Source organism: Entomomonas sp. E2T0 (assembly GCF_025985425.1).
Classification (GTDB): Bacteria; Pseudomonadota; Gammaproteobacteria; order Pseudomonadales; family Pseudomonadaceae; genus Entomomonas.
In genome coordinates, this window is sequence record NZ_CP094972.1 from 1,834,784 (window position 1) to 1,849,662 (window position 14,879).

General features: G+C 38.8%; 11 protein-coding genes. 7 read left to right on the plus strand and 4 right to left on the minus strand.

Annotated features, from left to right (window positions below; genetic code table 11):
- Window positions 1–6 precede the first annotated feature (6 nt).
- On the minus strand, window positions 7–1,566 hold the full coding sequence (gene garD, locus MTZ49_RS08760) for a galactarate dehydratase (RefSeq protein ID WP_264745175.1): 1,560 nt from the start codon (window positions 1,564–1,566) through the stop codon (window positions 7–9).
- Between the two features lie 327 nt (window positions 1,567–1,893).
- Here garD and MTZ49_RS08765 point away from each other — a divergent pair, with 327 nt between their 5' ends.
- The 6 genes from MTZ49_RS08765 (at window position 1,894) to MTZ49_RS08790 (ending at window position 9,118) form a co-directional block, all read left to right on the plus strand.
- Window positions 1,894–3,243 carry an MFS transporter gene (locus tag MTZ49_RS08765; protein WP_264745176.1) on the plus strand — a complete coding sequence of 450 codons (1,350 nt, stop codon included), beginning with the start codon at window positions 1,894–1,896 and terminating at the stop codon, window positions 3,241–3,243.
- A 15-nt stretch (window positions 3,244–3,258) separates the two neighbouring features.
- Entirely contained in the window at window positions 3,259–4,599 is a 1,341-nt protein-coding gene (locus MTZ49_RS08770; RefSeq protein ID WP_413774140.1) for an enolase C-terminal domain-like protein, read from the plus strand.
- Between the two features lie 59 nt (window positions 4,600–4,658).
- Window positions 4,659–5,990, plus strand: coding sequence for a glucarate dehydratase (gene gudD / locus MTZ49_RS08775; RefSeq protein ID WP_264745177.1), 1,332 nt, complete (start codon window positions 4,659–4,661; stop codon window positions 5,988–5,990).
- Window positions 5,991–6,010: 20 nt separating this feature from the next.
- Window positions 6,011–6,784 (plus strand): 2-dehydro-3-deoxyglucarate aldolase, encoded by a 774-nt coding sequence (garL, locus tag MTZ49_RS08780; protein WP_264745178.1) that lies wholly within the window; start codon window positions 6,011–6,013, stop codon window positions 6,782–6,784.
- A 37-nt stretch (window positions 6,785–6,821) separates the two neighbouring features.
- A complete protein-coding gene (gene garR / locus MTZ49_RS08785; RefSeq protein ID WP_264745179.1) occupies window positions 6,822–7,709 on the plus strand; it encodes a 2-hydroxy-3-oxopropionate reductase in 888 nt (295 codons plus the stop codon).
- 149 nt (window positions 7,710–7,858) lie between these two features.
- On the plus strand, window positions 7,859–9,118 hold the full coding sequence (locus MTZ49_RS08790) for a glycerate kinase (RefSeq protein WP_264745180.1): 1,260 nt from the start codon (window positions 7,859–7,861) through the stop codon (window positions 9,116–9,118).
- A 109-nt stretch (window positions 9,119–9,227) separates the two neighbouring features.
- Here MTZ49_RS08790 and pflA read toward each other — a convergent pair whose 3' ends face one another.
- From pflA to pyk, 3 genes are all read right to left on the minus strand, one after another.
- Window positions 9,228–9,983 (minus strand): pyruvate formate lyase 1-activating protein, encoded by a 756-nt coding sequence (gene pflA / locus MTZ49_RS08795; RefSeq protein ID WP_264745181.1) that lies wholly within the window; start codon window positions 9,981–9,983, stop codon window positions 9,228–9,230.
- A gap of 62 nt (window positions 9,984–10,045) precedes the next feature.
- Window positions 10,046–12,328, minus strand: a complete 2,283-nt coding sequence (gene pflB / locus MTZ49_RS08800; protein ID WP_264745182.1) for a formate C-acetyltransferase — start codon at window positions 12,326–12,328, stop codon at window positions 10,046–10,048.
- A 204-nt stretch (window positions 12,329–12,532) separates the two neighbouring features.
- On the minus strand, window positions 12,533–13,960 hold the full coding sequence (gene pyk / locus MTZ49_RS08805; RefSeq protein ID WP_264745183.1) for a pyruvate kinase: 1,428 nt from the start codon (window positions 13,958–13,960) through the stop codon (window positions 12,533–12,535).
- A gap of 604 nt (window positions 13,961–14,564) precedes the next feature.
- On the opposite strand from pyk, the gene MTZ49_RS08810 reads away from it, so the two are divergent.
- On the plus strand, window positions 14,565–14,864 hold the full coding sequence (locus MTZ49_RS08810) for a hypothetical protein (RefSeq protein WP_264745184.1): 300 nt from the start codon (window positions 14,565–14,567) through the stop codon (window positions 14,862–14,864).
- Window positions 14,865–14,879 lie beyond the last annotated feature (15 nt).

The window sequence follows — 14,879 nt, forward strand, 5'->3', positions numbered from 1 at the left end:
GTTGTATTATGTTACAGGAGCTGGATTAAATACAGCCAGTGGGTTATGTAGTCCCCAATGATCTGACCAAGGTTTTTTGCCACTGGCTACTTCTAAGATCATTTTAAATAATTCCCAACCTACGTCTTCAATAGTTTTCTTGCCTAATGCAATATCACCTGCGCTGATATCCATTAAGTCAAACCAGCGATCTGCAATAGCATTGCGACTGGCCATTTTAATAACAGGTACAGCGGCTAAACCATAAGGTGTACCACGCCCTGAGGTAAATACTTGAACAGTAATGCCAGAGGCGACTTGTTGTGTGCCACAAACAAAATCACTGGCAGGAGTAGCGGCAAAGATTAGGCCGCGTTTTGTGGGGCGTTGGCCGGGTGATAATACTTCTACAATAGCACTGGTGCCAGATTTGGCAATGGAGCCCATGGCTTTTTCTACAATATTATTTAAGCCCCCTTTTTTATTGCCTGGGGTAGTGTTAGCACTGCGGTCTACTTTGCCAGCATTTAAATAATCGTCATACCATGCCATTTCTCGAATAAGTGCTTTGCCCACTTCTTCGTTGGCTACCCGTGGTGTGAGTAAGTGGATCCCGTCACGTACTTCTGTCACTTCAGAGAACATAACGGTTGCACCACAACGTACTAATAAATCAGAAGCAAAACCAACTGAAGGATTGGCTGTAACGCCAGAGAAAGCATCGCTTCCACCACACTGCATACCAACCACAAGTTCGGAGGCAGGGACTGTTTCACGTTTTCTTTGGTTGAGACGTGCTAAGTGTCTTTCTGCTACCGCTAGAATATGTTCAACCATGGATTGAAAACCATGATGTTGTTCATCTTGTAGTACCACCACATCATCGGCATCAACTAGTTTGATAGGTTGTGTATCAGGTGTGCCTTTGAGCAACCGTTCTGGTTGGAATTTTTCACAACCTAAACTAACAACCATTACCTCACCGCCAAAGTTGGGGTTTTTAGCTAAGTTATGAATTGATCTGATAGGAATAATAGCTGCTGGCGCATCAATGGCAACACCGCAGCCATAAAGGTGGGTAAGAGGGATAACACCATCCACATTAGGGTATTTAGGCAGCAGATCACGTTCAATTATTTTAGTGACATACTCTACAACACCCGATACACAGTTAACACTCATGGTAATCCCTAATAGATTACGAGTACCAACACTACCATCTGGATTTTTATAGCCTTCAAAAGTATAGCCTTCTAAGGGCGGAAGAGGTTTTGGTATTTTGGTGGCTATAGGCAGTTCATGTAGTTCTGGCGCTGTTGGCATACGGGTTATGCCTTCATGTACCCAACTCCCTTTTTTTACATTGCCAATGGCATAGCCAACAACTTCGCCATAACGGATAAAGGCTTCACCATCAGCAATATCTGTCAGTGCTACTTTATGTGCTTGAGGAATATCTTCAACCAGTGTTAAACCATCTGCAAAGACAGTGCCTGTAGGTAGACCATGGTCATTAACAACAATTGCAACATTATCACTGGGGTGAACTTTAATATATAGAGGTGTGCTAGTAGTCTCATCAGTCATGCGTGTTTCCTCACCTTATAAATTATTGGTTTTTGGATTGGTATCATCTTATGTGATTTTTTGCTAAATAACAGTGTGCAAACTAACAATTTTGCCTCTAGATATGCAGCAATGTTAGTGAATATGCCTAGTGGATATAGGTTATATATTGCAGGACAGGGAGCTTAGAGATTGTTAGTGTATCTGCCCATTAAAAAAAATAGAAACTATAAAAATATTGGGCGTTTGCCTAATGCTTTGTAAGCAAAGCAGGTGTTACATTTGATTTCAGCGTTAAATTATAAATCGATGGAAAGAATTTCTGCTCAAATCATGGTGGTATCTATTATGGCTGAGAATACAAATGTAGTAACGCGAAGTGCTAAACGTACTAATGTACGTTGGATGATGGTTATTTTCTTATTTATTGTAACTGCTATTAACTATGGGGATCGTTCTACTATAGGTATTGCTGGTAAGAGTTTGAGTGGTGAGCTTGGCTTTGACGCAGCTGCGATGGGATGGGTTATCGCTTCTTTTAGTATTGCCTATGTTATTGGTCAGTTACCTGGTGGTTGGTTGTTAGATAGATTCGGTTCAAAACGAGTTTATTTTTGTAGTATTCTATTTTGGTCTATTTTTACTTTGTTACAAGGGACTGTTCATTTCTTTATTGGTGCATGGGCACTGATAATGTTATTTACTTTCCGCTTTTTAATGGGCTTAGCTGAGGCTCCATCATTTCCGGGGAATAGTCGAATCACTGCAGCATGGTTCCCAGCTAAAGAGCGGGCTACAGCCGTATCTATTTTTAACTCTGCACAATATTTCGCGACCGTTATTTTTGCGCCTATTATGGGTTGGTTAACTCATGAATATGGTTGGCAATCAGTGTTCTTCTTTATGGGCGGAATTGGTATTTTTATCAGTTTTGTCACTATTATTTTAGTGCATAATCCTAAAGATCACCCTTGGGCTAATAAAGCAGAAGTGGACTATATCGCCGAAGGTGGTGGTTTAGTAGATATGGACCAGAAAAAAGAGAAAAAGAACGAAGGTCCTAATCTTGGTTATATTAAACAATTGATTACCAATAGAATGATGTTAGGCGTTTATTTAGGTCAGTATTGCATCAATGTATTGACCTATTTTTTTATTACTTGGTTTCCTATTTATTTAGCAACAGAGCGTAACTTAGATATTAAGTCAGTAGGTTTCTTAGCTGCTGTACCTGCAATCTGTGGCTTTGGTGGGGGTATCTTAGGTGGCATATTCTCAGATTTTTTAATGAGAAAAACCAACTCTTTAGCCATAGCCCGTAAAACACCGATTGTGTTTGGCATGTTGTTTTCAATGACCATGATCTTTTGTAATTATGTAGATTCTATTCCAATGGTTATTTTGTTTATGTCATTAGCTTTCTTTGGTAAAGGAGTAGGAGCGTTAGGTTGGGCTGTAATGGCTGATACTGCACCTAAAGAAATCAGTGGTTTAGCAGGCGGCTTATTTAATATGTTTGGTAATGCTTCTAGTATTATTTCGCCTATTATTATTGGTTATATCGTTCATACTACAGGTCGTTTTGAGTGGGCTTTAGTATTCGTGGCAGCCCATGCATTTATGGCAGCGTTTAGTTTCTTATTTATTGTTGGCCCTATTAAGCGAATGGAGCTTAAAAAGGATCCCGTAAAGAATTGATAAATGGGAAGAAAGATGATGAGTACACAAACAGTTCCTACGATCACTTCAATGCAAGTTATTCCTGTAGCAGGCTATGACAGTATGCTAATGAATGTAGGTGGTGCACATTCACCTTATTTTACGCGCAATATTGTAATCCTTAAAGATAACGCAGGGCATGTGGGCGCAGGAGAAGCACCCGGTGGAGAAACGATTTTTAATGCGTTAGCAGAGGCTGTTGCTCATGTAGAAGGTAAACCTATCTCTATTTTAAACCGTATCGTTAATGATATGCACAATGGCTATTTGGATGCTGATTACGATACCTTTGGCAGTGGTGCTTGGACATTTGAGTTGCGTGTTAATGCTGTCGCTGCCTTAGAAGCGGCGTTACTTGATTTAATGGGGCAGTTTTTAAATGTGCCGGTGGCTGAATTACTAGGCCCTGGTAAGCAACGGGATGAAGTAACAGTACTAGGTTACTTATTTTATATAGGTGATGACAAAATTACTGATTTGCCTTATCAAGCACCTGTTACTAATAGCCATGACTGGTATCGTATTCGTCGTCAACAAGCAATGAGCACACAGCGAGTTGTTGAGCTAGCAGAAGCAGCTACAGATCTTTATGGTTTTAAAGATTTTAAATTAAAGGGTGGTGTGCTTGAGGGGGAAAAGGAAATTGAAACCATTATTGCACTTAAGCAACGTTTCCCTGAGGCACGTATTACTTTAGATCCTAATGGATGTTGGTCATTAGCAGAGGCTATCCGCCTTTGTAAAGGTATGCAGGATGTTCTAACCTATGCAGAAGACCCTTGTGGTGCAGAGCAGGGGTATTCAGGCAGGGAAATTATGGCTGAGTTTAAACGAGCAACAGGTCTACCCACTGCTACTAATATGGTTGCTACTAATTGGCGTGAAATGTGTCATTCCATCATGTTGCAATCAGTAGATATTCCCTTAGCTGACCCTCACTTCTGGACATTAACAGGCGCTAGTAAAGTGGCTCACTTATGTAATGAATGGGGCTTAACATGGGGTTGTCATTCTAATAATCACTTTGATATTTCATTGGCAATGTTTACCCATGTAGGTGCTTCTGCACCGGGTAATCCAACGGCATTAGATACCCATTGGATCTGGCAAGAGGGTGATATGACGTTGACTAAAGATCCCTTAAAGATTGTTAATGGAAAAATTAAACTCAATGATAAACCGGGTTTAGGCATTGAGTTAGATATGGATAAAATCGCCAAAGCACACGAGTTACATAAAAAACTGCCAACAGGGGCGCGTAACGATGCCATACCTATGCAGTTTTATTATCAGGGTTGGACATTTGATCGGAAGCGGCCTTGTATGGTTCGCTAGCAGTATTGGGTATTAAGGCTAATGTATAGAGAACAAGTATTAATATTAGGAGCTGTTTTATGAATAAGACACCTGTAATTACAGAAATGCAAGTAATCCCTATAGCTGGCTATGACAGTATGCTATTGAATTTAAGTGGTGCTCACTCACCATTTTTTACCCGTAATATAGTTATCTTAAAAGATAACAGTGGTAATGTGGGAGTGGGTGAAGTACCTTGTGTTGGCAATGTCACCAAAACGTTAGAAGATGCTAAGCCATTAGTGGTGGGTAAACCCATTGGTGAATATAAAAATGTGATGAATGTGGTGCGTAAGCAATTTGCTGATCGTGATGAGGGTGGCCGTGGTAATCAAACCTTTGATCAACGTTCAACGATACATGTGGTAACGGCCATTGAAGCAGCGATGTTGGATTTATTAGGTAAGTTCTTAGGCGTTACCGTAGCATCATTATTAGGTGATGGTCAGCAACGTGATGAAGTAGAAATGCTTGGCTATCTATTCTATGTGGGTGATCGCAATAAAACTGATTTACCTTATCAAAGTCAGCCGAATGAATCTTGTGACTGGTATCGTTTACGCCATGAAGAAGCGTTAACAGCAGAGTCTATTGCTCGTTTAGCGGAAGCTACTTATGAGAAATACGGGTTTAATGACTTCAAATTGAAAGGTGGTGTATTAAAAGGGGAAGAAGAAGCAGAGGCGATTATTGCCATTAAGAAAAGGTTCCCTAATGCCCGCGTAACCTTAGACCCTAATGGCGGTTGGTCATTAGATGAAGCCATTAAGATTGGTAAATATTTAAAAGGTACGCTTGCCTATGCGGAAGATCCTTGTGGTGCTGAGCAAGGTTATTCTGGCCGTGAAATTATGGCAGAGTTCCGCCGTGCAACAGGTCTGCCAACTGCTACTAATATGATAGCCACTGATTGGCGACAAATGGGACATACCATTTCCCTACAATCAGTAGATATTCCATTGGCTGATCCACATTTCTGGACAATGAACGGTTCTGTACGGGTTGCGCAAATGTGTCATGAGTTTGGGTTGACATGGGGTTCCCATTCCAATAATCATTTTGATGTGTCTTTAGCAATGTTTACTCATACTGCAGCAGCGGCACCGGGTAATATTACTGCAATTGATACCCATTGGATTTGGCAAGAAGGTAATCAGCGTATTACTAAAGAGCCATTACAAATTGTTAAAGGTATGGTGCAAGTACCTAAAAAACCAGGGCTAGGTATTGAAATTGATATGGACCAAGTGATGAAAGCTCATGAGCTTTTCAAGAGTATGGGGCTTGGTAATCGTAATGATGCAATGGCCATGCAATATTTAATTCCTAACTGGACATTTGATAATAAACGTCCTTGCTTAGTTCGTTAATTGCTGTTGAGAGAATGAAAATGTCTAAAGAAAATAGCTGTTTTAATCAGTTAAAACATGATGTGATTAATAAAAAAACATTATTTGGTTGTTGGGCGGCGTTAGGCAGTCCAATTACAACTGAAGTCTTAGGTTTAGCTGGTTTTGACTGGTTATTGTTAGATGGTGAACATGCTTGTAATGATGTCTTAACCTTTATTCCACAGTTAATGACTCTTAAAGATAGCAGGAGTGCACCTGTAGTGCGTCCTGCTAGTAATGACGTTGTATTGATTAAACGGTTACTTGATATCGGCTTTTATAACTTCTTAGTACCTATGGTAGAAACCAAAGAAGAGGCTATTAAAGCGGTTAAAGCAACTCGTTATCCACCTGAAGGTATAAGGGGGGTATCAGTTGCTCATCGAAGTAATAAGTTTGGTACGGTGGCGGATTATTTTGAGAAGATTAATCAAAATATTTGTGTCATGGTACAAATTGAAAGTCAGTTAGGCGTGCAGAACGTTGAGCAAATCGCAGCAGTTGATGGTGTAGATTTACTGTTTGTTGGCCCCAGTGATCTATCAGCCGCATTAAATCATTTTGGGCAACCTAATCACCCAGAAGTACAAAAAGTCATCCAACATATTTTTGATGTAGCAAAAGCGCACAATAAAGCAGCAGGTATTTTAGCACCTGTTGAGGCTGATGCTAGACGCTACCTTGAAATGGGAGCGACTTTTGTAGGCGTAGGTAGTGATTTAGGGGTGTTCCGTGGTGCAACTCAGGCATTGGCAGATAAGTTTTTAAAATAATGACTGAGTGTTTTTTAATTTGTTTATTTAGGAGAAGATGATGATTGTAGGTTTTATTGGCTTAGGTATTATGGGTAAACCAATGAGCAAAAACTTGTTAAAAGCAGGTTATTCGTTAGTTGTTTATGATCATAATCAAGCATCTATTGATGAAGTTGTATTAGCAGGTGCCAAAGCAGCTCAATCCAACAAAGAGGTAGCAGAACAAGCTGATGTAATTATTACCATGCTTCCTAATTCTCCTCAAGTGCAAGAAGTCGCATTGGGTGAAGGAGGAATTGCTGAGCATGCCAAAGCAGGCACAGTGTTAATAGATATGAGTTCTATTGCTCCTTTAGCCAGTCGAGCAATTCATGATGCCTTGGCTAAGAAAGGTATTGCCATGCTTGATGCTCCCGTTAGTGGTGGTGAGCCTAAAGCAATTGATGGTACGCTTTCAGTGATGGTAGGCGGTGATAAGGCTTTATTCGATAAACATTATGATCTAATGAAAACAATGGCAGGTTCTGTTGTTTACACAGGCGCTATTGGTGCTGGTAACGTAACTAAATTAGCTAACCAAGTGATTGTAGCACTCAATATCGCGGCTATGTCAGAAGCATTTGCTTTAGCCACTAAAGCAGGGGTTGAGCCAGAGCTTGTTTATCAAGCAATTCGCGGTGGTTTAGCAGGTAGTACGGTATTAGATGCTAAAGCGCCGATGGTGCTTGAGCGTAACTTTAAACCTGGTTTCCGTATTGATCTGCATATTAAAGATTTACAAAACGCCTTAGATACATCTCATGGCGTGGGTACTTCATTGCCATTAACCGCTTCTGTAATGGAAATAATGCAAGCACTTCGTACTGATGGCATGGGTGATCTTGACCATAGTGCCATTGCACGTTTTTACGAGAAGCTTGCTAAAGTTGAGATTAAAAAGTAGTTTTTTAATGATACCTCCCTAATCACTATGCATTAGATTAGGGAGGAGAATTAACCTTTTAGTCAGTAACATTAGAAAATTTGTTATGAGCGTTGCCTTGTAAGGGTGACAGTTGTCTTTTATTTATTATTTTATGAGGGTTATATTCAATGCCTCAGCCAAAAGAAATGCTAAATCAATTGTTTAGGATTATCTTACAGGCAGCAATGCCAGAAGGTAAAATAGCGCAGCTATTGCCAAAAACATCACCAAAAGGCAAAACCATTGTGTTAGGTGCGGGTAAGGCAGCTGCTAGTATGGCTGCCGAGTTAGAGAGGGTTTATCCATTTCCTATAGAAGGTATGGTGATCACCCGCTATGAGCATGGCTTAGACACTAAGTTTATTAAAATTGTTGAAGCATCACATCCTGTACCTGATAGTAAAGGGCAAGCAGCAGCTAAAAGGCTATTTGAATATGCCCAGTCGGCTACAGCAGATGATATAGTGATTTTTTTAGCTTCAGGTGGTGCTTCTGCATTAATGAGCTTACCACGTGAAGGTATTACTTTAGATGATAAGAAATTTATCACTAAACAGTTGTTAGCTTGTGGTGCGCCAATTGATGAAATGAATGTAGTACGTAAGCATTTATCAGCTATCAAAGGTGGTCATTTAGCACAAGTGGCGGCACCAGCAAAAGTAATTACCTTTGCCATTTCTGATGTGGTGGGTGATGACTTATCTGTAATTGGTTCAGGTGCAACGGTTGCAGACCCATCTACCTTTGCTGATGTGAAACGTATTCTGAAAAAGTACAATATTCAGTTACCAGAAGCAGTTGCTCAATTTTTAGCATCTGCTACTGAACAAGATGAAACACCTAAGTCGTTATCTAATACGGAGTCTCACCTAATTGTAACGCCCTATGATGCTTTTAAAGCAACTGAACAAGCAGCGCAGGCGATGGGGCTTAATGTGCTGTTTTTAGGTGATAGTATTACTGGAGAAGCACGACATGTGGCGGCAATGCACGCTGGAATTGTTAGGCAAATTAAACAACATGAAACTCCTGTTGCCAAACCCGCTTTATTATTAACGGGTGGTGAAACAACAGTGACCATTGCTGCTGAAGGTGGTCGTGGTGGTAGAAATACTGAGTTTTTATTAGCATTAGCTATTGAGTTAAATGGTTTAGATAATGTTTATGCGATTGCTTGTGATACCGATGGCATTGATGGCAGTGAGGATAATGCAGGTGCTATTATAACACCTGATACTTTAACTCGAGCGGCTCAATTAGGGCTTTCTGGGGCAGAATATTTGGCTAAAAATGATGCTTATAGTCTTTTTAGTGAGTTGGGTGATTTAGTGGAAACAGGCCCTAGTCGAACTAATATTAACGATTTTAGAGCGATATTAATTTTATAGGGTTTAGTGGGATAGTATGACTTATTATCCCACTGTGTTTATAGTTAAAAGATAAATAGAGGTCGTTGCTTGGCGATCTCTAGCTTAAAAGTATAGTTGATTATAAAACCTAGTAAGTAACCTTATGACCATAACTAGCAATGATATGTTGAATACGTTTTAAGGTTTCGGAAGAGGGAGGCTGCGTACTCTCTAACTTGTATTTCCATCCTAAATTTTGCCATTTATGTTCGCCTAGTTTATGAAAAGGCAATAGTTCTATCTTTTCAATGTTTTGCATAGATTGGGTAAACTGACCCAATAGGTGAGCTGAATTATCATCATCTGTCCAACCAGGTACAACTACATAACGAATCCAAGTAGGTTTATTTTGTTGCTGTAAATAGCGTGCAAAATTTAAGGTATATTGATTAGAAATACCCGTTAGTTTTTTATGCGTGTCATTATTGATTTGTTTTAAATCTAACATAACCAGATCAGTTTCTTGCAGCAAGTCTATGATGTGTTGCGTGTAGCGTTTTACATAGCCGTTGGTATCTAAACAGGTGCTTATGCCTGCTGAATGACAAGCTTTAAACCATTGGCTTATAAATTCAGCTTGTAGCATGGCTTCACCGCCAGAGGCGGTAACACCTCCACCATTGGGTATTAAGAAGTGTTTATAGGAAATAATTTCTTGCATCAGTTCGTCAATGGTAATCAAACGACCTGCTTTTATATCCCATGTATCGGGATTATGACAATACAGACAACGCATAACGCAACCTTGGAAAAATACAATAAAACGTATTCCTGGACCATCAACAGTACCAAAAGATTCAATGGAATGGATGCTGCCTGTTGCTGATGCTAAAGATGTAGTCATTATCTTTAATATTGCCTGTACAAGAAAAGACTCTTGCTAGAGTCTTTTCTGTAGTAGTTAAATTACATCGCTTCTGTAAAAGTGCGACTGATTACATCGTTTTGTTGCTCTTTGGTTAAAGAGTTAAAACGCACTGCATAGCCTGATACACGAATGGTTAGGCTCGGGTATTTTTCAGGGTGTTGTTGTGCGTCTAATAACATTTCACGATCTAACACGTTAACATTGAGGTGCTGACCTCCCTCAAACTCATTGCTATGATGGAAGTAGCCATCCATCATTCCAGCAAGATTTGTTTTGCGAGTTCTATCATCTTTACCCAGTGTTTTGGGAACAATAGAAAAGGTGTAAGAAATGCCATCTTTAGCATAAGCAAAAGGTAATTTAGCGACAGAGGTTAATGAGGCAACCGCTCCCTTTTTATCGCGGCCATGCATAGGATTAGCGCCTGGGCCAAAGGGTGCGCCAGCAGGGCGACCATCAGGTGTATTACCCGTCTTTTTACCATATACAACATTTGAAGTAATAGTAAGTACAGACTGAGTCGGGGTTGCATTACGATAGGTTTTTAATTGACTGATCTTAGTCATAAACCGTTCCACAAGATCACAAGCAATATCATCAACTCGCGCATCATTATTACCAAATTGAGGGTAGTCACCTTCAATTTTAAAATCGATAGCAATGCCATCTTTATCACGAATGGGTTTGACGGTGGCATATTTAATAGCAGCTAGTGAGTCGGCTGCTACAGATAGCCCTGCAATACCACAAGCCATGGTGCGAACAACATCGCGATCATGTAATGCCATCAAGGCTGCTTCATAGCTGTACTTATCATGCATATAGTGAATGCAGTTTAAAGCAGTGACGTATTGTTTAGCGAGCCAATCCATAAATGAATCTAAACCAGCCATTACTTTATCAAAATCTAATACTTCATCTAGCATTGGCGCTGTTTTTGGGCCTACTTGAATTTTTAATTTCTCATCAATACCGCCATTAATTGCATATAGTAAGGTTTTGGCTAAGTTAGCCCGTGCACCAAAGAATTGCATTTGTTTACCGACTACCATAGGGCTTACACAGCAAGCAATAGCATAGTCATCACTATTAAAGTCGGGACGCATTAAATCATCATTTTCATATTGTAATGATGAGGTATCTATGGATACTTTACTGGCGTATTCTTTAAAGCTTTGTGGTAGTTTTTCAGACCATAAAATAGTGATATTAGGCTCTGGAGAGGGACCCATATTATAGAGGGTATGTAAGAAACGGAATGAGTTTTTAGTGACTAATGTTCGTCCATCTAGTCCCATACCACCAATGGATTCAGTTGCCCATATTGGATCACCAGAAAATAGCTCATCATATTCTGGGGTACGTAAAAAGCGAACCATCCGTAATTTCATCACAAAATGGTCGATAAACTCTTGTGCTTGTTGTTCTGTGATTACACCATTATCCAAATCACGTTGAATATAAATATCGAGAAAAGTTGATACTCGGCCTAGCGACATAGCTGCGCCATTTTGCGATTTAACAGCTGCTAAGTAACCAAAATAAGTCCACTGAATAGCTTCTTGAGCAGTAGTGGCTGGTATTGAAATATCATAGCCATATTTGGCTGCCATTTGTTTTATTTGGTTTAATGCTTTGTGTTGTTCAGTGATTTCTTCACGTAAACGGATAGTGGCTTCTAAGTCTGTACCTTTTTCTAAATCAGCTTGTAGTGAATCAAATTGTTTACGCTTATCAGCCATTAAAAAATCAATGCCATAGAGTGCTACACGACGATAGTCACCAATAATACGACCACGCCCATAGGCATCTGGTAAACCAGTGATAATCCCCGATTTACGGCAAGCTACAATTTCAGGCGTATATACATCAAATACCGCTTGGTTATGCGTTTTACGGTATTTAGTAAAGATTTCTGCTACAGTAGGGTCTAGTGTACGATTATAGGCTTGGCAAGAGCTCTCAATCATCCGAATACCACCAAAGGGAATAATTGCCCGTTTTAGTGGTTTATCAGTTTGTAAGCCGACAATAGTTTCTAAAGATTGGCTGATGTAGCCAGCGTCATGGGATGTGATAGTAGAAATAATGTCCGTATCAAAATCGAGTGGTGCTTTAGTTGTATTTTCAACCTTAATACCCTCCAAAACTTCATTCCATAACTTAGTTGTTGCTTCAGTCGCTTCTGTTAGAAAAGCTTCGTCACCCTCATAGGGCGTATAGTTGGCTTGAATAAAATCGCGTACATTCACTTCATTTTGCCAGTGAGTGCCTTTAAAACCTTTCCATGCAACTGTTTGTTTATCAGTTAAATTGCTCATATTTATTTCCTTAGGATGTTGGAAAAAAAACGATAGTTTTGTTGGCTTGGTATAGCCGCAACAAAACGGCAATCACTCGTTAGGTGCTTTTTGAGCAGTGAGTGATTTTTTAATAAGATGTGAGGCTTTTTAATGGGTAAAATAAGCTTAAAGCTTATTACTCCATATAGCTTAGTAGATAAAAAGAGGTAACTAGTCATTGTGTTAGCTACCTAAACTGGTTCCAGCAACATGTACTTGAATCATATTGGTACTTCCTCTCGTACCAATGGGGATTCCTGCAGTTACTTCCACAAGATCACCGGTTTGAATATAACCAGCGTCTAAACAACGTTGAATTGCTTCTTTGGTCATTGTGTCAGTATTGTCACTGGGTTTTCCTTGAACAGCAATAACTCCCCAAATGAGCTGTAAACGTCTAATGGTTTTTTCATGGGGTGTTACTGCAAAAATAAAAGGTTGGGGTCTGTATCTGGATACCATCTGTGCGGTAAAACCACTTTCGGTTGCGGTAATAATGCCTTTAATATTTAGCTCGACAGCAATTTGTACCGATGCATGACTGATAGCGTCCGTTGTGTTGGTTCGTTTAAACCCTGAGCGAACTAGCTCCGTTTCACAATCAATGGCTTGTTCAGTGCGTTTAGCTATGGATACCATAGTCTTAACCGCTTCTACAGGATATTGTCCAGAAGCAGTTTCGCCACTTAACATAATAGCATCTGTACCATCTAAAATAGCGTTGGCAACATCACTCGCTTCTGCTCGGGTTGGTCTTGGATTAACCATCATGCTTTCGAGCATTTGGGTTGCGGTAATAATGGGCTTGCCTAACTTATTACATAATTTAATCATCGCTTTTTGAATAAGTGGTACTTCTTCGGCTGGTATTTCAACCCCCAAATCACCACGGGCGACCATAAGGCCATCCGATACTTCTAAAATTTCTGCCATATTTTTAACGCCTTCGGCATTTTCAATTTTAGAGATAATTTGGATACTTGAGTTATGTTCGTCTAATATTTCTCTAATTACTTGTACATCAGAGGCACGTTGTACAAAAGAGGCTGCAATAAAATCTATATCTTCCTCAATGCCCAATAGAATATCTTGGATATCCTTTTCTGAAACAGGTGGTAATCCTAAACTAACACCAGGTGCGGCAACACGTTTTCTATCACTAATATTGCCACTATTTTCAACGATTGTTACTATCTGATTATCTTCAATAGATTGTACAGTCAGCTCAATCAAACCATCTGCTAATAAAATCTTATTACCTACTTGTACTTCTTGAGGTAAGTTGTGATGAGTGATAGAGGCTATTGTTTCATCACCTACAAGCTCTGCTGTTGTTAAGGTAAATGATTGACCTTTTTTTAGGTTTGCTTTGCCATTTTTAAAGCAACCTAAGCGCATTTCTGGCCCTTTGGTATCTAACATAATAGCTATTGGAATGTTCACTCGTTTAGAAGCAGCTCTAATAGCACTTATCCTTGCTCGATGATCTTGATGACTGCCATGAGAAAAATTAAATCGAGCTACATTCATCCCATTAATCAATAACTGTTCTAAAATCTCTGCTGTATCGGTTGCTGGGCCTAATGTACATACGATTTTAGTCTTTTTCATGATTACTTCCATTGATAACATTCAGATTTCTGTTTTAACTAAGTAATAAATCAGAAAATTATCTAATTAATACAAAACATTATTAACTAGATTCACAGATCATATAGAAGTGTAATCCTTACTAAAGAGAATAACATTGGGCAATATTCCAAGATTACTTGATTACTTTTTTAGAAAAATGTACAAACTTCCAAAATAAAATATTTAAGAATCTGGATAAATTAATTGGAGTTCTTTGAGAAACCTTTTAGTGGAACATAGATATTTTAATATTTATAAGAATTTTAAGTATGCATTAGCAAATTATAAAAGTGTTGAATTATATGACTGCTATTCATGGTAATGTTAATAAAATTAATATATTAGACTTTGGTCTCTGTTGTCTAATGGATAGCGATTGGATTAAATTAATTAATTAAAGAACATAAATTTCGTTTTAAATCATGCCGATTTCGGACTTCTTTTTGTAATGTAAATAGCATTATTTTTTACTTATATTGAGTCAGAATTTTATAAATATTATTATAACTTGCAGTAATTGTTAGTTAGTTTGAAGTTGATATTTATTTGACAAGGAATTAGCTTAATAAGAGATTACTGAGTTATGTTAGAAATATCAGCTGTATCTGCTTTAGACAATGTGAAAATAAAATTAAAACCTTACCAATTAATTGTTCACCATAATGACAACACTATTAGTAGTGAAATTGTTTTTGATAAAAAACTAACTTTAGAGAAAGGTCATTTTTTTATCACAATATTATCTATAAGTCTCTATAAACAGTTAGCCCTAATAGTAGATGAGTGGAGTGCTTATCTAAATTCAGCTTTTTGTGGGAAGTTTTATATAAAAACTCAGCCATTATTAAAAAAAGAAGAGTTTACTTTTCACTATTACCCATGATGATAAATATTACAA

What these genes read in the sequence shown, in the direction of transcription:
- garD (WP_264745175.1), bottom strand. Translation starts at nt 1,566, where the DNA reads ATGACTGATGAGACTACTAGCACACCTCTATATATTAAAGTTCACCCC.
- MTZ49_RS08765 (WP_264745176.1), top strand. Translation starts at nt 1,894, where the DNA reads ATGGCTGAGAATACAAATGTAGTAACGCGAAGTGCTAAACGTACTAAT.
- MTZ49_RS08770 (WP_413774140.1), top strand. Translation starts at nt 3,259, where the DNA reads ATGATGAGTACACAAACAGTTCCTACGATCACTTCAATGCAAGTTATT.
- gudD (WP_264745177.1), top strand. Translation starts at nt 4,659, where the DNA reads ATGAATAAGACACCTGTAATTACAGAAATGCAAGTAATCCCTATAGCT.
- garL (WP_264745178.1), top strand. Translation starts at nt 6,011, where the DNA reads ATGTCTAAAGAAAATAGCTGTTTTAATCAGTTAAAACATGATGTGATT.
- garR (WP_264745179.1), top strand. Translation starts at nt 6,822, where the DNA reads ATGATGATTGTAGGTTTTATTGGCTTAGGTATTATGGGTAAACCAATG.
- MTZ49_RS08790 (WP_264745180.1), top strand. Translation starts at nt 7,859, where the DNA reads ATGCCTCAGCCAAAAGAAATGCTAAATCAATTGTTTAGGATTATCTTA.
- pflA (WP_264745181.1), bottom strand. Translation starts at nt 9,983, where the DNA reads ATGACTACATCTTTAGCATCAGCAACAGGCAGCATCCATTCCATTGAA.
- pflB (WP_264745182.1), bottom strand. Translation starts at nt 12,328, where the DNA reads ATGAGCAATTTAACTGATAAACAAACAGTTGCATGGAAAGGTTTTAAA.
- pyk (WP_264745183.1), bottom strand. Translation starts at nt 13,960, where the DNA reads ATGAAAAAGACTAAAATCGTATGTACATTAGGCCCAGCAACCGATACA.
- MTZ49_RS08810 (WP_264745184.1), top strand. Translation starts at nt 14,565, where the DNA reads ATGTTAGAAATATCAGCTGTATCTGCTTTAGACAATGTGAAAATAAAA.